The sequence below is a fragment of the Aquibacillus kalidii genome, from assembly GCF_014280935.1.
In the GTDB taxonomy this organism is placed as follows: domain Bacteria; phylum Bacillota; class Bacilli; order Bacillales; family Amphibacillaceae; genus Aquibacillus_D; species Aquibacillus_D kalidii.
In genome coordinates this window covers 63,155-80,730 of record NZ_JACLZI010000044.1, presented here as the reverse complement: position 1 = coordinate 80,730, position 17,576 = coordinate 63,155, and the positions used below count along the sequence as shown (strand labels likewise).

Genomic DNA, 17,576 nt, shown 5'->3' with positions numbered 1-17,576 from the left:
AAACGCTATGTTAAAATTAAATAAACCGCTTACATTTGTGAGGGTGTTAGCGATTCGTTTAAATTTAACTGTCCGGCGCAGAAAATTAGATACATTACTTTTTTGATGGAGGAGGAGAAAGGTGATGGATAGAGAACATCTAGCATTCTGGTATATCCAAAACACTTTGGAAAACAGGATAGATAATGTAATGAGTAAATTATCGATAGATGAGTAGATTAGTTTATTATTCACAAAGTGCAATCAGAAGAAATTAGAAGAATTGACATGGATACTGAAATTCCTGATCAATTGGGTAATTATGAATTTCCATTTGTAACTTCACGAGGGATGCATGATCTGTATATATAATTTCAAGGTCCGGTTTCTATGGCAACGATTCAAATAAAAAAATGTTGGTGATAGGATGAATACTTTCGAAACTAGTTTTCCTTTAAGGGGAGCTTGGAATAAAAATTATGGAAATACGTGGGAAGAGGCATTGGTTAGTGGCAATGGTAGACAAGGTGTTATGGTACTTGGTAACCCTTCAAACGAAACCATTATTGGAAACCATGCTAGGTTATATTTGCCAACTGGTACCAATAATTCACTACCTAACATGGCACCATATCTCGATCAGTTTAGACGAATTATCAAGGAAAAAGGATATGAACAAGCCGTCGAATTTTATTATAATAAAGCATTAGAGTTAGGTTACAGTGGGTTACAAATGAGTGATCCTTTTCATCCTGGTTTTCATTTGCATATTAATTCTTCTTTTGGAAAGGTAAAGAACTATAGAAGAAGTGTAAATTTTGATTCGGGGGAAATTCAAGTTAGTTTTTTAGATGGAAGCGGTAATTGGCATACTCGAAAAACGTTTGTATCCAGGGCAGATGACATTATTGTTCATTCCATACAAAATGAACATAGTGACGTAACTTGCAAGCTTGATATTGAAGATTATAAACACGAATTGATTAACCACGAAAGAGAAATTGGAGAGAGCTTCGTAGGCTTGACGAACAAATATGTATTAGGGCCTGGTGGGTTTCAAGTCGCTATAAAGATTGTAGCCCCAGGTGGAACTGTAAAAGTAGAGAACAATCAGATACTAATAGAACACGCCAAACAACTACTTTTAATCATGAAAATAGTTCCCTTTAAAACAGAAAAGTTACTAAGTATTAACCAAATCATTGCCGAATTAGAAACAGTTTTATCCTCCTATGACGCTCTTATGGAACGTCATCTAGGTTTGCATCAAGCATTATTTGAACGTGTTAGATTAAATCTATCAACAGATACGGAAAGACTTAGGTCAACAGAGGATTTGTTTGCTGAAACTAAAAAAACAGAAAAATTACCTTTTGCTTTAATAGAGAAAATGTATGATGCAGGTAGATATATGTATATATGTAGTGCTGGTGAACTAACACCAAATCTTCAGGGAATATGGACGGGAACCTTTAAACCTGCATGGAGTGGTGACTACACATTCGATACGAACGTGCAGCTCTCGATTGCATCTGCTTTATCTTGTGGGATGAATGACGGATTAAAAGGGTTGTTTCGACTAATAAATGAATTGCTTCCTGGCTTCCGTGATAATGCAAGGAATTATTATGGGGCAAGAGGAATTATGGCTCCGGTTCATGCGAGTAATAGTGGGCAGCATTTTCATTGGAACAGCGAATGGCCACTTCATTTATGGACATGTGGTGCAGGATGGCTCGGGCACTGGTTTTATCAATATTATTTATTTACTGGAGATAAACAATTTTTAGAGGAACAAACCATCCCTTATTTAATGGAATGTGTTCAATTTTATGAAGACTTTCTAATTGAGGACCCAGATGGTAAGTATCGTTTTACCCCTTCCTACTCTGCAGAAAATGGCTGTGGTGACAATGCAACGCAAGATATTGCTGTTGCAAGGGAAGTATTACAAAATTTAATTAGCAGTTGTAGAGAACTGAAAGTACACCATTCTGAAATAAAGAAGTGGGAAGACATGCTTGTGAAGCTTCCGGATTACATGATTAATCAGGAGGGTGCTATACAGGAATGGGCAATAAATGGAAAAGAAGAGAACTATAATCACCGACACTTTTCACATCTTTATTCGATATTCCAAAGTAGAGAATTCAATGAGGAGTCAGAACCGAGATTATGGGAAGCATCAAAAGTGGCCTTAAACAAACGCTTAGAGGCTTGGTTAAGAAGTGAGGATGCCGACACATCCTCTACACATGGTCGAATGCATGCAGCCCTTTGCGCAACCCAATTTAATGATAGCAAATTAGTCTATGAAATATTACAGATGATGGTTGTAAAGGAATCCATTTTTCCATCAATGATAACATCCCATTACAATGATCGGCACTTATTTAATGTAGACGGTAATGGTGCCATTCCCCAAGTTATTAATGAAATGATTATTGATGGAGTTCCTGGAGAAATAATTTTACTAAGAGCACTTCCAACTCATATTCCAAAAGGTAGATTAGAAGGAGTAAGGGTACCTAATCAAATTGTTATAGATAAGGTTGAGTGGGATCTCACAAATAAGAAGGTGGATATATCTCTGACTTCTTTTATAGACCAAGAGATTAGAATAAAACTGCCAAACTTTAGACAATGTATAATAAAAGAGAGTACTAGGTGCTTTACTAGCGAAGTTGAGGGAGAATTGTTACTTAAGGTAAGTAAAGATACCCGTGCGGAACTAGTTTTCCAACTTTGAGGATCTCTTAGAAGTAGGTTAAAGAAAAAAACTTTATAGTATTTATATAATGAAATCTATAGTAAACAGATGTTAGATACTGTAAAATAACGGTAAAGTAGTGGCTGTGCCTAATATTTTATAGAAAGGCATGGCCTCACCTTTTCTTTGAGAACCCTTTTATTTTTAATTAAATGGAAGCGCTTAATAATTTTGGTGAGTGTATTTTTTAAAAGAAGAAGGCAGCTTTAAATAAATGATGTACAGCCGTACAAAAACAACAGGCGACAGGACGGTAGGGGGAACACCGATGAAATTACTGGAAAGGTTATTAACTTGGTTAACTGACATTAGAATTAGACATAAATTACTAGGAATCTATATTGTTGTAACCTTAATTCCGGTATTACTAGTAGGTATTTACCTTAACTATGGGATGAGAGAAGTTGTCCTGAACAATTCACTAAATGAAACGCATGCCAATATCGATAAACTAGAAATGCGATTAAACACAGTATTTAACCGTGCTACAAAAATTTCTGATCTTATATATATGAACAAAGATGTAGAAAAACTCCTTTTACAATCTTATGAAAATAATCTAGAAATATATAATGCATACAATCTATACCCGATCTTCGATGAATATTTGAAATACTACAATGAAATAGAAAATATTCAATTTTTTATGACAAAGGATATTATTACTAATTCCTATTTCGTGTACGCAGACAAAGAGATAACAAGTAAGGAATGGTACCAACAGGCTTTGAAAAAGAAAGGCTATGTAAGTTGGGTTTATAAAGAAGACCACTGGACAAAAAAGAAATTCCTAACCTTAACCAGGGCCGTTTATTCCTCTAATAATCAATTACTTGGGGTTTTGTCTGTCTATATTTCACCTGATGTATTAAACGAAATATCGAAGGATGAGGTATATGATGCCTATATTTCTTTAAACAATGAAACCATAGTTCATAATAAGAACCGTGATTTAATTGGCACGGAACCAACATTTTTAAATCATAAAAGTTCTGATATAGAACAGGGTAACTTTGTACTAGATACAACTTATCAAGAGGAAGAGGTTAAAGTTAATGTCCGTTCCTTTCATCCTGAAAAGGCATTAGAGGACAGTATTCAGATAGCAGCAATCATTCCAGTAAAAGAGGTAATGCAGGAATCAAACACAGTTCTCCTTAAGGGGTTCATTGTTGTTATTGGGTGTATTTTAGTTTCGATAACATTGATTGTCCTATTTATCCGTACCTTTGATCGACGAGTTAACCTATTAAAGCATGCTATGAATAAAGTTTCTAAGGGTGACTTTGAATTAAGAAAACAAATTGAAGGAAAAGATGAAATTGGGGAGGTATATCGAGAACTATCTATTACAGCTGAAAGTATCAAAAAATTAATTAATGAAGTATATATTCATAAAATTAAAGAAGAAAAATGGAAAAGAAAACAAAAGGAATCGGAATTTAAAATGTTATCGAGTCAAATTAATCCTCACTTCTTATACAATACGTTAGAGATGATTCGGATGAAAGCATTTATGAATAAAGATGTTGAGGTTGCCAATATTGTAAAACTACTTAGCAAAATGATGAGATCTGGGTTAGAAAGAACGGATAAACCTGTATCTTTAGAGCATGAAATCGACATTGTAACAACCTATCTTGAAATTCAAAAGCTGCGTTTTGGAGAAAAAATAGAGTATGAGATTTCAACAGAATGTGATCTGACAAACTATAAAGTATTCCCTTTACTACTCCAACCTATCGTGGAAAACTCGGTTATACACGGATTAGAAAACAAAGAAGGGCGGGGAGAGCTGCAGATTATTGTTAAAGAAAACAGTAACTATTTGATGATTGATGTGAAGGATAACGGCATTGGTATTACTAAGTCAGAACTTGAAAAGTTACAATTACGTTTGGATCAATCGGAAGAGCAGTCAACATCTAACAGTATTGGATTATTCAACGTTCACCAACGAATCAAGTTGCATTATGGGGACGAATTTGGTTTAAAGGTAAATAGTGAGAAAAATATCGGCACGACTGTCACCTTGTACTTACCCTTAAGGAAAGGACTAGATAGCAATGAGAAAAGTAGTAATCATTGATGATGAACCTATTGTTAGAGAAGGGTTGAGAAACATAATTTCTTGGTCTGATTACGGGTACTATATTTGTGATGTTGGAGTGGATGGGAGAGACGGCTTAAACAAAATTCGGTTACAAGATCCAGATCTTGTCTTAATAGATATTCGAATGCCAGGTTTCTCAGGCATAGAGATTATTCAACAGATTAAGGAGGAGGGCTATAAATGTAAATTTATTATACTTTCTGGATATTCTAGTTTTTCCTATGCGAAGGAATCTATCAAGCTAGGAATTGGATCCTATTTATTAAAACCAATTGATGAAGAGGAATTGATTAGTTCAATAGTAAAAGTTTCTGAGGAATTAAAACAGGAAGAAAATATAAATAATCAACTTACCCTCTTTAAAAGAATAAATGAAGAGCAGTCCCTAAAAAAACTATTGGAAGGTAGAGCTCACGAAATTGATGAAAGCCTATTGGAAGAATGGACAGACGAGCTATTTCAAGTTGTAAGTTTATTTAAAGAAATTAACCAGCCTGGTTATCAGTGGTTAACAAATGAATTGACGGATCATGAAGATGCTATTAAATTGATCCGAAAAGACGCACGAATACATCTCTTGTTTATTAATCAAGAAGAAAAAGTGATTAAGGATTATATTCAATTCCTTATTACTAACCTTGAAAAGTATGGTAATGAGGGTTGCACGGTCCTACTAGGAAATCCCGTAACAGGTAGTGTACAAATAGTTGATTCTTTTAGGCAAACTCAAAAATTGAAAGATGTTTATTTTTGCCACAGTCAGGAGTCTTTCCTCTCCTATGAAATGTTAGAAGAGAAGACTCAGGGAAAATCACTCGAAACAATTAAAAATAATCTCTGTAGGTTTATGGAATTCAATGATTTTAAAAATATTACGAATGAACTCAAACAAGTTGAGAAGTACTACCAATTCTCTTATTTTTCTCAAGATCGTGTAAAGGCAGAAATAATTGATTTTACTGCATCGATTTTCGAATACTTGCAAAAGCACCACTCATCTGTCGTATTTACACCTAAAGAAGTTTTGGTTGATAAAATCTTAAAACAGCCGACATTACAAGATTTACTTCAATATATTCAGAAAGAACTAGAAGCTGTTAGTCAAAATATAAACAAAAATACATCAAATAGAAGTACAGTTCAAAAAATGAAAGACTATGTGGACCAGTATTTTTATGAAGATTTAAACTTGAAGCTCTTAGCGGAGCTATTTAACTATAATAGCTCCTATTTAGGAAAAAAATTCAAAAAGCAAACTGGAGAGTATTTTCACACTTATTTAGATAGGGTGAGAATCGAAAAAGCAAAAGTGGCCCTATCTAAAGGGGATGATAAAGTATATCAAATCTCTGAACGTGTAGGTTACTGTAACATTGACTATTTTCATAAAAAATTTAAAAAGTATGTTGGTATTAGTCCAAAGGAATATCAAAAGGGATGTAATGATAAAAGAGTAAAGACAGAATAAGAGAACAAGATCTTATATTTAGGTAAAGATCTAATTGTGAGGGGATTTCTATGTCAAAGCCAATTACGGATCGCCCGATCTACGTAGCGATGAGGTATATGTATGTATTTTTGTTAATAAATATATACTTTTTATTATGTAATATTACGTTTATAGTAGTCTATTTTTTAGCAGATTTCACTTTTGAAAATATATTATTATTCTATTTAACACTGATACCAGCAGGGCCAGCAATTGCCGCCGTTCTGAGTTCAATGGGGAGGTTTATCAGAGAAAGGGAAATTAGTCCTACTTTAGACTACTGGAAGGCTTATAAGCGTAATTTTGGAATTTCTATGAGGTACTGGTTCATTCAATTAACTGTAATGTTTATTTTAGTAGTAGACTTTTATTATGCTACTCGTAATATAAATGCAGCCTCTCCCTTGTTTTTAATTTTGCTTTTCATTTGTGGGATGATTATGATGTATGCCTTTCCAATCCTCACTCGTTTTGAAGTGAAAATGAAGAATTTATTTCTTATTTCTATTTATTCTAATTTTAAATATTTTAAAACTACATTACTAAATGCTACCAGTATCATATCATTTGGATTTATATTTTATTACATTCCAAGCATTAGCTCGCTATTTGCAGTTAGTTTAATTTGTTTTTTCATCATGTTTAACTTACAAAGTCCTTTTATTCAAATGGAACGTGAAATGACAGAGCAGCACTAATTAGGTCGGGGGTATTAAAATGAGTAAACGATACAAGTTGATATCAGTCGCAGTTGGGTTTACCTTATTTATCGGATTATTAATTGTTCTTTCTAATCAGCCTGTTAAAACAGCAAAACCAGATGTTGAGGCAGATCAAGGTAAGGAAGAAGAGGCAGCAGCTGTAACGGTAGAAAATCTTCTACCCTCAACAGATGACTTCAAAGAAATTCGTATTACTAACGAAAATGGTGAACTCATGCTAAAACAAGATGCTAGTGGTAACTGGAATGGAATTGATTTAGATAGAGAGCAGGATAATAATAAAGTTAATAATGCTATTGTGGGTATTTTTTCATTGCAGGGTATTAAAGCTAGTTCTATTTCAAGAGAGGATACCGGATTGGATGAATCAAAAACGACGATAGAATTACTAGGTGAATCTGGAACGACTGTTACTACTATTTCAATAGGAAAGATTAGTGAAGATGAGAAATTTAAATATGTTGCTTTATCTGATAAAAAAGATGCGATTTATCAAGTTCCAGTAGCTCTCCTACAACCGATTCCAACACGAAGTCATGATTTAACGGATAATTCTATTACAACGATTAAATCTGAGTCAGTAAACAAGATTACGATCAATAATGGCATGGAAACCATTGAACTACTACCAAGCTCCCCATACGAGGAAGAGGAAGTTAGAACAAACCTATCCGGGTGGTTTATGCATCAACCTTATAAGGGAGTATATAGTGTTCAGTATAATAAATTGGAAAATATCCTACTTGGTGTTAACGAATTGGAATTAGAAGAAATTATGGTTGAAGGTGTAGATGATCTCCAATCATATGGATTAGATGACGTTAACTTTACAATATCGCTTCAGTCAGATTCAGACCAAGATACCATCCTAATCGGTAGTCCAGCCGGTGGCAATACTTACTACGCTAAAATGAAAGATGATGACAAGGTGTTTACGATAAGTAAAAAGTTATTGGAGCCCTATAGTTATCAAGCGTTTGATATCGTGGATCATTTCGTGAAAATTATAAGTCTTGATGTACTTAGTGAGATCAAGGTGAAGACCAATGATAATGAGACAGTTATGAAGATTGCCAAAAATCTGGCGGATCATGCCGTAAATAGTAAAGAAAAGGGTATGACGTTTAAAGTAGATGGTCATGTTATGGAAGATAAAAAATTTAGAGATTTATATAAGCGAATTGCAGGTTTGAGTGCAACCGATGTAGTAACTAACGCTGAGTATGATCATCCCGAGGTATCAATCACTTATACTATACAGTTAGCCTCAGATGAAACGAAGGAAATACTGGTTGAATTTGTATCTTATGATGAAGAAAACTATGTGGCTTTTGTTGGAGATACAGCAGAGTTACTTGTTGATAAACAACAAGTAAAGGATATGATTAATGAGATTAACAAGGTAAAAAAAGACGAATAACCCATTAAAAATCCATGTACACGGTGATGTGCTTGGATTTTTTAATTTGACTCTTTTCGTACAGCTGTTACGTCTCAATATCTATAGACTATGCAGTAAGTAATTCTCATAATTACTTAATTGATGAGTGCGATCACTTGCTTCGGCAGAATACTCCGCTTTTCGTGGGCACGGCCTCAGCCTCCTCATCAGCAAAGAACGCTTCTTCCGGGGTCTTCGGACGCGTGTTGTTCCCACAGAAGTCTCCGTATTCTGCCTACGCTGGATTGTGTTGTCTAGTCAATTTTAGCTTAATACCTGAAATGAATTAATTAAAAGCACATCTCTCTTTTTGTGAAAATTAGGCAAGTGGAGGAAATATACGGAGACTCCTGCGGGAACAGCGAAGACGGTGAGACCCCACAGGGAGCGTTCTTTGCGACCGAGGAGGCTCAGCGCGAGCCCGCGGAAAGCGTAGTATATTTCCGGAACGGTTGATCAGCATTTATTAAGATTGTAAAAAGTTAGTTACTGGAGAGTTTATCTCAACACTCTAGTAAGGGAAGGATTTAAAATGTGAATTATTCTATTTGCTCATAGTCTTATTCACATCGTATGTGTCTATATTTTACTGTTTGATAATATCTAGTTTTTACATGATTTTTAGTCTAGTTTAATGCGTATCTTTTGTAAGCGATTTCTTTTATGCTTGTATTAAGCAATAGAGGCAAGAAGAAATACATTCTTAGCTCTTTTCTAAGTAGTAAGGAGAGATTATTATGGGGAAATCAGTCAGAGAAGTTAGAGGGCAACCTAATGCCCCTCTAATTACAGAAAGGCCTATCGATAATGGGGAATTAAAAAAACCTCCAAAGCTTCCCAAGAAAGGATTCTGGAAACAAGTAAAGAACCAAAAAGCACTAATTTTAATGTCACTCCCATTTGTAATTTGGTTAATTATATTTAAATATATACCAGTTGGCGGTTGGGTGATGGCCTTTCAAAATTACAAGCCACAGAATGGGTTGTTTGACCAGGAGTGGGTCGCACTAAAGCATTTCAAGGATTTATTTAATGAACCAATGTTCTATCGGGCATTAGAAAATACACTAGGAATGGGAATCCTTGGTTTAGTGTTTGGTACAATCTCAGCAATCATTTTTGCATTATTGTTAAATGAATTAAGGCTGTTACATTTTAAAAAGTTTACGCAAACAGTCTCCTATTTACCACACTTTGTTTCATGGGTAATTGGTGCAAATATTGTCATCACTATGCTTTCACAGGATGGTGTTATCAATAATTTGTTAATGGGAATCGGAATTATCAACGAACCAATTGGGTTTATGGCAAATCCCGACATGTTTTGGGGAATTGTTACTGTCGCTGATGTGTGGAAAGAAACAGGATGGAATGCCATTATTTATTTAGCTGCAATGGCGGGGGTTGATCCACAACTATACGAAGCAGCCAAGGTTGATGGTGCTAGTAGGATAAGACAGATGTGGCATATAACGCTGCCAAGTATTCGACCAGTCATCATTGTACTTTTAATCTTAAGTATCGGTAACTTAATCAATATTGGCTTTGAAAAACAGATGCTATTAGGAAATAATATTGTAGCTGAAAAAGCTCTAGTTATTGATTTATATGCATTGGATTATGGTATCGGAATGTTCCGTTATTCCTTCGGTACGGCAATAGGAATATTCAAATCAGTAATTAGTATCATTTTAATCATTATCTGTAACCAGTTTGCAAAACGGATTGGTGAAGGACGAGTGTTCTAGTACAAAAGAATGAGGAGATAAATTTCCTGATTTTGAGGAAAGGGGAAGAATAACATGCATAACAAAAAAAAGAAATGGACGTTATTTGATATAGTGCTAGTTCTATTTATGGTGTTCGTACTGGTCATTACCTTATACCCATTTCTAAACATACTGGCGATCTCGTTAAATAATGCAGTAGATACAGCAAAAGGTGGGATCCATATATGGCCAAGGGAATTTACATTTGCTAACTATACAGAAATATTTGGAAGTAACGATCGATTATTACAAGCATTTCTCATGTCCCTTTTGCGGACAGTTGTTGGTACAATTACAGGATTAATCGCAAGCACGATGCTAGCCTATACGTTGAGTCGAAAAGACTTTGTGTTTAACAAAGTTGTAGGCATATTACTTGTTATGACCATGTTCATAAGTGGAGGATTGATCCCAGACTACATGCTAATAAGACACCTCGGATTAATTAATAATTTCTGGGTATATATTTTACCAATGCTATTGTCCGCTTTTAACGTTATAATCATTCGATCCTTTATGGATAACATACCAAAAGCGCTAGAAGAATCAGCCAAAATCGATGGTGCAAATGATTTTACAATCTTTACTAGGATAATTGTGCCATTATGTTTACCAGTTATTGCGACGATTGCCTTATTTTTAGCAGTAGGTCAATGGAACAGCTGGTTTGATACGTATCTATATGCTAGGGCAAACGAGAATTTAACGACACTGCAGTATGAATTGATGAAGATTCTAGACAATTCAAATATCTCAGCAGGAGATATTACGTCTGGAAATGCAAAGGTGATAGCAGATCAAACTAATCCACAATCTATTAAAATGGCGATCACTATTATTGCTACACTTCCAATATTGCTAGTTTATCCATTTTTACAAAAGTATTTTGTAACCGGTTTAACACTTGGGGCAGTGAAAAGCTAAACTTGGTATTAATGAAAAATTAATATAAACAAATAGTAGGAGGGTCTAACATGAAAAAGGTATTATCTATTTTTACATTGTCATTACTGTTCCTTATTGGAGCAGTAATCATGACAGGTTGTTCCGATGATTCATCTTCAACGGATGATTCGGAAGGGGATAGTGAAGAATCATCTACTGAACCTGTAACACTAACTTTTTATAGTGAGGATGGGGTAGAGAAAACTTTCGATGATCCAGTCGCAAAGAAAATTACAGAAGCAACAGGCGTAACGCTAGAACTAGACTATCCTGTAGGTGGTAATGACGAAACGATTCCATTAATGATCGCTAGTGGAGACTATCCTGACATGATTTATGCAAAAGGTGATATTGGGAAGTTGATAGAAGCTGGTGGTGTAATAAAATTAGATGACCTAATTGAAGAAAAGGGAGATAACTTAAAAGCATTGTATGGTGACCAACTTGATCGACTACGTAATTCAATAGATGATCCTAGTATTTATACTGTAGGTACCTATGGAGTGGAAAATGCCTATTGGGCTACAAGTGGAACATTTCAAGTGCAATTGGATGTGTTAAGAGAACTTGGTTACCCAGAAATAAAAACACTTGAAGATTTTGAAAACGCTATCACTGAATATAAAGAGAAGTATCCGGAAATCGATGGACAAAAAACGTTAGGGCTATCTTTGTTAGGTAGTGATTGGAGATGGCTAATCACTGTAGGTAACCCTGCTGGATTTGCAGCAGGAATCCCAGATGACGGCCAGTGGGCTATTAACGATGAAACAGGAGAAGCAACTTACAAATTCTTAAAGCCAGAGCTGAAAGAATACTTTAAATGGTTAAATGGCATGAATGACAAAGGCCTATTGGATCCCGAATCGTTTACCCATACCTATGACACTTATATTGCAAAGCTCTCTTCAGGCAGAGTATTAAGTATCGCAGACCAAGACTGGGATATAGCAGATGCAGACAAAGCACTTGTAGCTGATGGGAAAGAGTGGAAAACCTATGCACCACTACCTGTAACACTCGGTCCTGAATACAAGTCTCAAGGGTTAAAAGATTATGGTTTTGCTGGTGGTTGGGGAATTGCTATTTCTTCTACTAGTGAACACCAAGAAAGAGCGTTCGAGTTTCTTGATTGGATGGCATCAGAAGAAGCTCAAATTCTTGTCAACTGGGGTGTAGAAGGTGAAAATTACGATATCGTTGATGGTAAGCGTGTCCTTCAAGAAGATGATAAAGAACGTAAATTAACCGATCCTGATTATGCGAAGGAGACTGGTGTTGGATTTTATGTGTACCCTTTCCCTCAATGGGGTAACGGTGCCGTTGATTCTAATGGTCAATCTATAACGCCAGATACAGAACAAGATATCATTGCAAGCTTTAATAAAGCGGAAAAAGAAGTTTTAGCTGAATATGAAATGGAAAACTGGACTAATTGGTTCCCGCCAACTGAAGAATTAGGGATTTCTAATCATGGTGCTGCAGCAAACTATGCTATACCACCTGGTAGTGATTTACAAATTATTCAACAAAAAGCGGATGATCTAGTAGAGCAAAGAATTACGCAAGCTATTTTAGGCGATCCAGCTGAATTTGATGATGCATGGGATTCCATGATTCAAGAATTAGAGGATATGAATATTGAAAAGGCCAATGAGGAAATGACGAAATTAACCCAAAATAAAATGGAATTATGGGGTACTAATTAATTTAAATTAAAAGAATGCAGCCTGGTTCCGTAGTTCTGGAATCAGGCTAAATTTTCTAGACTAGTTATCTACTATATTAAAGTTAGAGGATAGGTGCTGATTATAAATGATTAATAAAAGACTACCAAAAGTTTGGTATGGGGGAGATTATAACCCAGAGCAGTGGGATAAAGACACATGGGATGAAGATTACCGAATGTTTAAGCTAGCAGGTATCGATGTTGCAACGATAAATGTTTTCTCGTGGGCTTTAAATCAGCCAAATGAGGATACATATCACTTGGAGTGGTTGGATGAAACAATTGATCGATTACATGAGAACGGTGTATTTGTCTGTTTAGCTACCAGTACTGGAGCACATCCAGCTTGGATGGCAAGGAAATACCCAGATATTAGACGAGTTGACTTTGAAGGAAGAAAGAGACAATTTGGTGGAAGACATAACTCTTGTCCAAGTAGTCCGACCTATCGAAAATATGCGGAGAGAATGGCTAGTAAACTGGCTGAACGGTATAAAAATCATCCGGCAGTTCTAATTTGGCATGTATCCAATGAATATGGTGGCTACTGTTACTGTGACAATTGTGCAAATGGTTTTCGTGAGTGGTTAAAAAGTAGATACGATACATTGGATGCCGTTAATAAAGCATGGAATACTAGTTTCTGGGGTCATACTTTCTATGAATGGGAAGAGATTGTTCCGCCAAATGGATTAAGTGAAGAATGGCAGGGAGGGCAAAACACCAACTTTCAAGGAATTTCTTTAGACTATCGACGTTTTCAATCAGATCGTCTTTTAGAATGCTATCAGTTGGAAAGAGATGCGATTCGCAAACATACACCTGATATCCCCATCACAACTAATCTAATGGGTTTATATCCGGAATTAGACTATTTTAAGTGGGCAAAAGAAATGGACATTATCTCATGGGATAATTATCCTTCGATCGATACACCTGTAAGCCTAACTGCTATGACACATGATCTTATGAGAGGGCTAAAAGGTGGGGACCCGTTTATGCTGATGGAACAGACTCCAAGCCAACAAAATTGGCAACCTTATAATTCATTAAAGAGACCAGGAGTCATGAGGTTATGGAGTTATCAGGCAGTGGCACGGGGTGCAGATACCATTATGTTTTTTCAGTTACGTAGATCAATTGGTGCAACTGAAAAATATCATGGAGCAGTGATCGAACATGTTGGACACGAACAGACTCGAGTTTTTCGAGAGTCTGCTGATTTAGGTAGGGAGCTTATCCAACTATCTGACAAATTTATAGATGCTCGTATCAATGCGAGGGTTGCTATTGTGTTTGATTGGGAGAACCGTTGGGCGATTGATTTATCTAGTGGACCATCCATCGCATTAGATTATGTGCAAGAAATCCATAAATATTATGATGCTCTTTACGAACAAAATGTGCAAGTAGATATGATTGGTGTAGAGGAAGAACTAAGTAAATATGATATTGTGATTGCACCTGTTCTGTATATGGTGAAAAGTGGTCATGCAAAAAAGCTAGAAGCTTTTGTAGCAGCAGGGGGAACACTTGTTACAACTTTCTTTAGTGGGATCGTAAATGAAAATGATCTGGTTACAACCGGTGGCTATCCAGGAGAATTACGTAAGCTATTGGGTATTTGGGCAGAAGAGATTGATGCACTTGATCCTAAGGTTACCAATCAAATTGTTATGAAAGAAACATTGGGTGATTTACAAGGTGAGTATGAATGTAATCTCTTATTTGATCTTATTCATACGGAGGGAGCAGAAGTTTTAGCAACTTACGGATCTGACTTCTATCAGGGAATGCCAGTATTGACTAAAAATATATTTGGTACTGGTCATGCTTATTACGTAGCTTCTAGTCCAGATAAAGCTTTTTTAAAGGGATTACTTTCCAATCTTTGTCATGATAAAGGGATTGAACCTTTAGTCAAAAGTGCGGAACAAGGAGTGGAAGTATCAGAACGTGTTAAAGCGGGTAAATCCTACTTATTTCTATTAAATCATAACGAAGAAAAGGCTACTTTCGTGTTGAAAGAACAACGAAAAGATTTAATTACGGGTCAATCTATTAGTCAAAAAGCAACTATTCCAGGAAGAGCTATTATGATTCTAGAAAACTAGTAACTATAAAGAATGGGGGAACAGATAATGAAATTTACAAGTGGGAATTGGCTTGTTAGAGAAGGATTCACGATAAACTTTCCTAAAATCATTCATGATATGGAGGTGAATGACGATGGGATAACTCTTTATGCACCATGTAAGGATATTAATCACCGTGGGGATACACTAGATGGACCTTTACTTACTATTAAATTAACTTCACCAATGAAAAACGTTATCCGATTACAAACTTGGCATTTTAAAGGTGGAGCGAAAAAGTATCCGAATTTTGATGTTCAAGATCAAAAAAGTGACTTTCAAGTTGACGAGAATGGCGATGAAATTATTTTCTCAAGCGGAAACCTAACGGCAAGAATAAATAAGAAGCCGTTTGGAATGGAAATATTAAATGGTACTACAACGCTAACGAACATAGATGGAAAAGGCTTGGCATGGATTACAGGACCCGAGAAAAAAACGTATATGAGAGGACAGCACAGTTTAAAGGTTGGTGAGCAATTATATGGATTAGGGGAGCGTTTTACACCTTATGTGAAAAACGGTCAATCCGTAGATGTATGGAATGAGGATGGTGGAACTAGCTCAGAACAATCCTACAAAAATATTCCTTTTTATTTGAGTAATCGTGGATATGGTATTTTTGTAAACCACCCAGAAAAAGTCAGCTTTGAATTAGGTTCAGAGGTTGTTTCTAAATCACAATATAGTGTGGAAGGTGAGTATTTAGATTACTACATCATTAATGGGCCTACACCTAAACAAGTAGTTAGTCGATATACGGACTTAACTGGCAAGCCAGATCTACCACCTGCATGGTCATTTGGATTATGGCTATCAACGTCGTTTACTACGGATTATAATGAGGAAACAGTTAACCACTTTGTCGATGGAATGGCTGAGCGTGGTATTCCTTTAAGCGTATTTCATTTCGACTGTTTTTGGATGAAAGAATTTGAATGGAGTAACTTCATATGGGATGAAAGGAACTTTCCAGATCCACAAGCAATGCTGAAAAGGCTTAAAGACAAAGGATTAAAAATCTGTGTTTGGATAAATCCATATATCGCCCAAAAGTCATTGTTGTTTGAGGAAGCTTGTGAACATGGTTATTTAATAAAAAGGACGAACGGGGATGTATGGCAGTGGGATTTATGGCAAGCAGGAATGGGGATTGTAGATTTTAGTAATCCAGAGGCTTGTGCATGGTTCGCTAGCAAGTTAAAAGTACTGCTAGATATGGGCGTTGATTCGTTTAAAACAGACTTCGGGGAACGGATTCCAACAGAAGACGTAGTCTATCATGATGGTTCGGATCCATATAAAATGCATAATTACTATGCGTATAAATATAATGAAGTAGTGTATAACTTGCTTAAGGAAGAGAAAGGGGAGAAGGAGGCAATTGTCTTTGCTCGTTCAGCTACTGCTGGCGGACAAAAGTTCCCAGTACATTGGGGAGGCGATTGTGATTCTACCTATGAGGCAATGGCGGAAAGTCTAAGAGGTGGTTTATCTTTAACAATGTCTGGGTTTGGTTATTGGAGCCATGATATTGGTGGCTTTGAAAACACAGCTACGCCAGATGTATTTAAGCGTTGGACGGCATTTGGTTTATTATCTAGCCACAGTCGTTTTCATGGTAGTTCTTCCTATCGAGTGCCGTGGAAATTTGATGAAGAGGCAGTAGACGTGGCAAAACACTTTGTAGAGCTTAAGAATAGTTTAATGCCGTACTTATTTCGTACTGCTGTCGAAAACAACCAAACAGGAATTCCAGTCATGCGTTCGATGCTATTAGAATTTCCAGAGGATCCGCTTTGTGACACATTAGATAGACAATATATGCTTGGGGATTCCGTCTTGGTGGCGCCTATTTTTAATGAAGAGGGAGTAGGGTCATATTACTTACCAAAAGGAAAATGGACACATCTACTTTCAGGTAAAACAGTTCAAGGTGGTACGTGGAGAAAAGACAAATATGATTATTTCAGCCTACCTTTATTTGTAAAAGAGAATACAATATTACCTAGAGGGGCTGTTAGTAATAAACCAGATTATGACTACATGAGAGATGTATGTTTCCATGTTTATACCCTACAAGATGGGAAGGAAGCGACTGCAACCATTTATGACATGGATGGAAAACAAGCTGGTGAGATTAAGTTGTCACGTATTGGAAATGAGATAACAGTTAAACATGATATGAGCGGTAACCCTTTCTCTATTCTCCTACATGGTGAATCGATACAATCTGCCACTAGTGATGATTGGTCAAATGATAAAGATGGTGCTAAAATTACATTTCATGCAACTAACGAATCACATACTTTTACGTTAAAATAACAAAGATGATAAAGGTTGTTTCCTGAATAAGGGACAGCCTTTTTTGTGAGTTATTTTAGCTATCTAGTTCACATTTAAGGGGATTTTTACTATCATTAGTTCAACCATTTTCCTAATTTAAGTGGGAATGTATTTATGATTGCGATAGATATGATTATA

The 17,576-nt window shown here is 35.9% G+C and carries 10 protein-coding genes; all 10 read left to right on the top strand.

What is annotated here, in order from left to right; translation table 11 throughout:
* Window positions 1-406: 406 nt before the first annotated feature.
* The 10 genes from H7K77_RS12750 to yicI all read left to right on the top strand — a co-directional run bounded on the left by H7K77_RS12750 (window position 407) and on the right by yicI (window position 17,417).
* Entirely contained in the window at window positions 407-2,728 is a 2,322-nt protein-coding gene (locus H7K77_RS12750; RefSeq protein ID WP_186578225.1) for a glycosyl hydrolase family 95 catalytic domain-containing protein, read from the top strand.
* Window positions 2,729-3,017: 289 nt separating this feature from the next.
* Window positions 3,018-4,838 (top strand): cache domain-containing sensor histidine kinase, encoded by a 1,821-nt coding sequence (locus H7K77_RS12745; RefSeq protein ID WP_186578224.1) that lies wholly within the window; start codon window positions 3,018-3,020, stop codon window positions 4,836-4,838.
* Window positions 4,816-6,330, top strand: a complete 1,515-nt coding sequence (locus tag H7K77_RS12740) for a response regulator transcription factor (protein WP_186578223.1) — start codon at window positions 4,816-4,818, stop codon at window positions 6,328-6,330. Before H7K77_RS12745 ends, H7K77_RS12740 begins: the two co-directional genes overlap by 23 nt.
* A 50-nt stretch (window positions 6,331-6,380) precedes the next feature.
* Window positions 6,381-7,049: a YesL family protein gene (locus H7K77_RS12735; protein WP_186578222.1), complete on the top strand. Its 669-nt coding sequence runs from the start codon at window positions 6,381-6,383 to the stop codon at window positions 7,047-7,049.
* A 19-nt stretch (window positions 7,050-7,068) separates the two neighbouring features.
* The gene (locus tag H7K77_RS12730; protein WP_186578221.1) at window positions 7,069-8,493 is read left to right on the top strand and encodes a DUF4340 domain-containing protein; all 1,425 of its coding nucleotides are present in this window, start codon (window positions 7,069-7,071) and stop codon (window positions 8,491-8,493) included.
* A 758-nt stretch (window positions 8,494-9,251) separates the two neighbouring features.
* Window positions 9,252-10,262 (top strand): ABC transporter permease, encoded by a 1,011-nt coding sequence (locus H7K77_RS12725; RefSeq protein WP_186578220.1) that lies wholly within the window; start codon window positions 9,252-9,254, stop codon window positions 10,260-10,262.
* Window positions 10,263-10,316: 54 nt separating this feature from the next.
* On the top strand, window positions 10,317-11,207 hold the full coding sequence (locus H7K77_RS12720; RefSeq protein WP_186578219.1) for a carbohydrate ABC transporter permease: 891 nt from the start codon (window positions 10,317-10,319) through the stop codon (window positions 11,205-11,207).
* A gap of 50 nt (window positions 11,208-11,257) precedes the next feature.
* Window positions 11,258-12,937, top strand: coding sequence for an ABC transporter substrate-binding protein (locus tag H7K77_RS12715; RefSeq protein ID WP_186578218.1), 1,680 nt, complete (start codon window positions 11,258-11,260; stop codon window positions 12,935-12,937).
* Between the two features lie 106 nt (window positions 12,938-13,043).
* On the top strand, window positions 13,044-15,071 hold the full coding sequence (locus H7K77_RS12710; protein WP_186578217.1) for a beta-galactosidase: 2,028 nt from the start codon (window positions 13,044-13,046) through the stop codon (window positions 15,069-15,071).
* 27 nt (window positions 15,072-15,098) lie between these two features.
* Entirely contained in the window at window positions 15,099-17,417 is a 2,319-nt protein-coding gene (yicI, locus tag H7K77_RS12705) for an alpha-xylosidase (RefSeq protein WP_186578216.1), read from the top strand.
* Window positions 17,418-17,576 lie beyond the last annotated feature (159 nt).

Coding starts and splice junctions, on each gene's coding strand:
- H7K77_RS12750 (WP_186578225.1), top strand. CDS start 407: ATGAATACTTTCGAAACTAGTTTTCCTTTAAGGGGAGCTTGGAATAAA.
- H7K77_RS12745 (WP_186578224.1), top strand. CDS start 3,018: ATGAAATTACTGGAAAGGTTATTAACTTGGTTAACTGACATTAGAATT.
- H7K77_RS12740 (WP_186578223.1), top strand. CDS start 4,816: ATGAGAAAAGTAGTAATCATTGATGATGAACCTATTGTTAGAGAAGGG.
- H7K77_RS12735 (WP_186578222.1), top strand. CDS start 6,381: ATGTCAAAGCCAATTACGGATCGCCCGATCTACGTAGCGATGAGGTAT.
- H7K77_RS12730 (WP_186578221.1), top strand. CDS start 7,069: ATGAGTAAACGATACAAGTTGATATCAGTCGCAGTTGGGTTTACCTTA.
- H7K77_RS12725 (WP_186578220.1), top strand. CDS start 9,252: ATGGGGAAATCAGTCAGAGAAGTTAGAGGGCAACCTAATGCCCCTCTA.
- H7K77_RS12720 (WP_186578219.1), top strand. CDS start 10,317: ATGCATAACAAAAAAAAGAAATGGACGTTATTTGATATAGTGCTAGTT.
- H7K77_RS12715 (WP_186578218.1), top strand. CDS start 11,258: ATGAAAAAGGTATTATCTATTTTTACATTGTCATTACTGTTCCTTATT.
- H7K77_RS12710 (WP_186578217.1), top strand. CDS start 13,044: ATGATTAATAAAAGACTACCAAAAGTTTGGTATGGGGGAGATTATAAC.
- yicI (WP_186578216.1), top strand. CDS start 15,099: ATGAAATTTACAAGTGGGAATTGGCTTGTTAGAGAAGGATTCACGATA.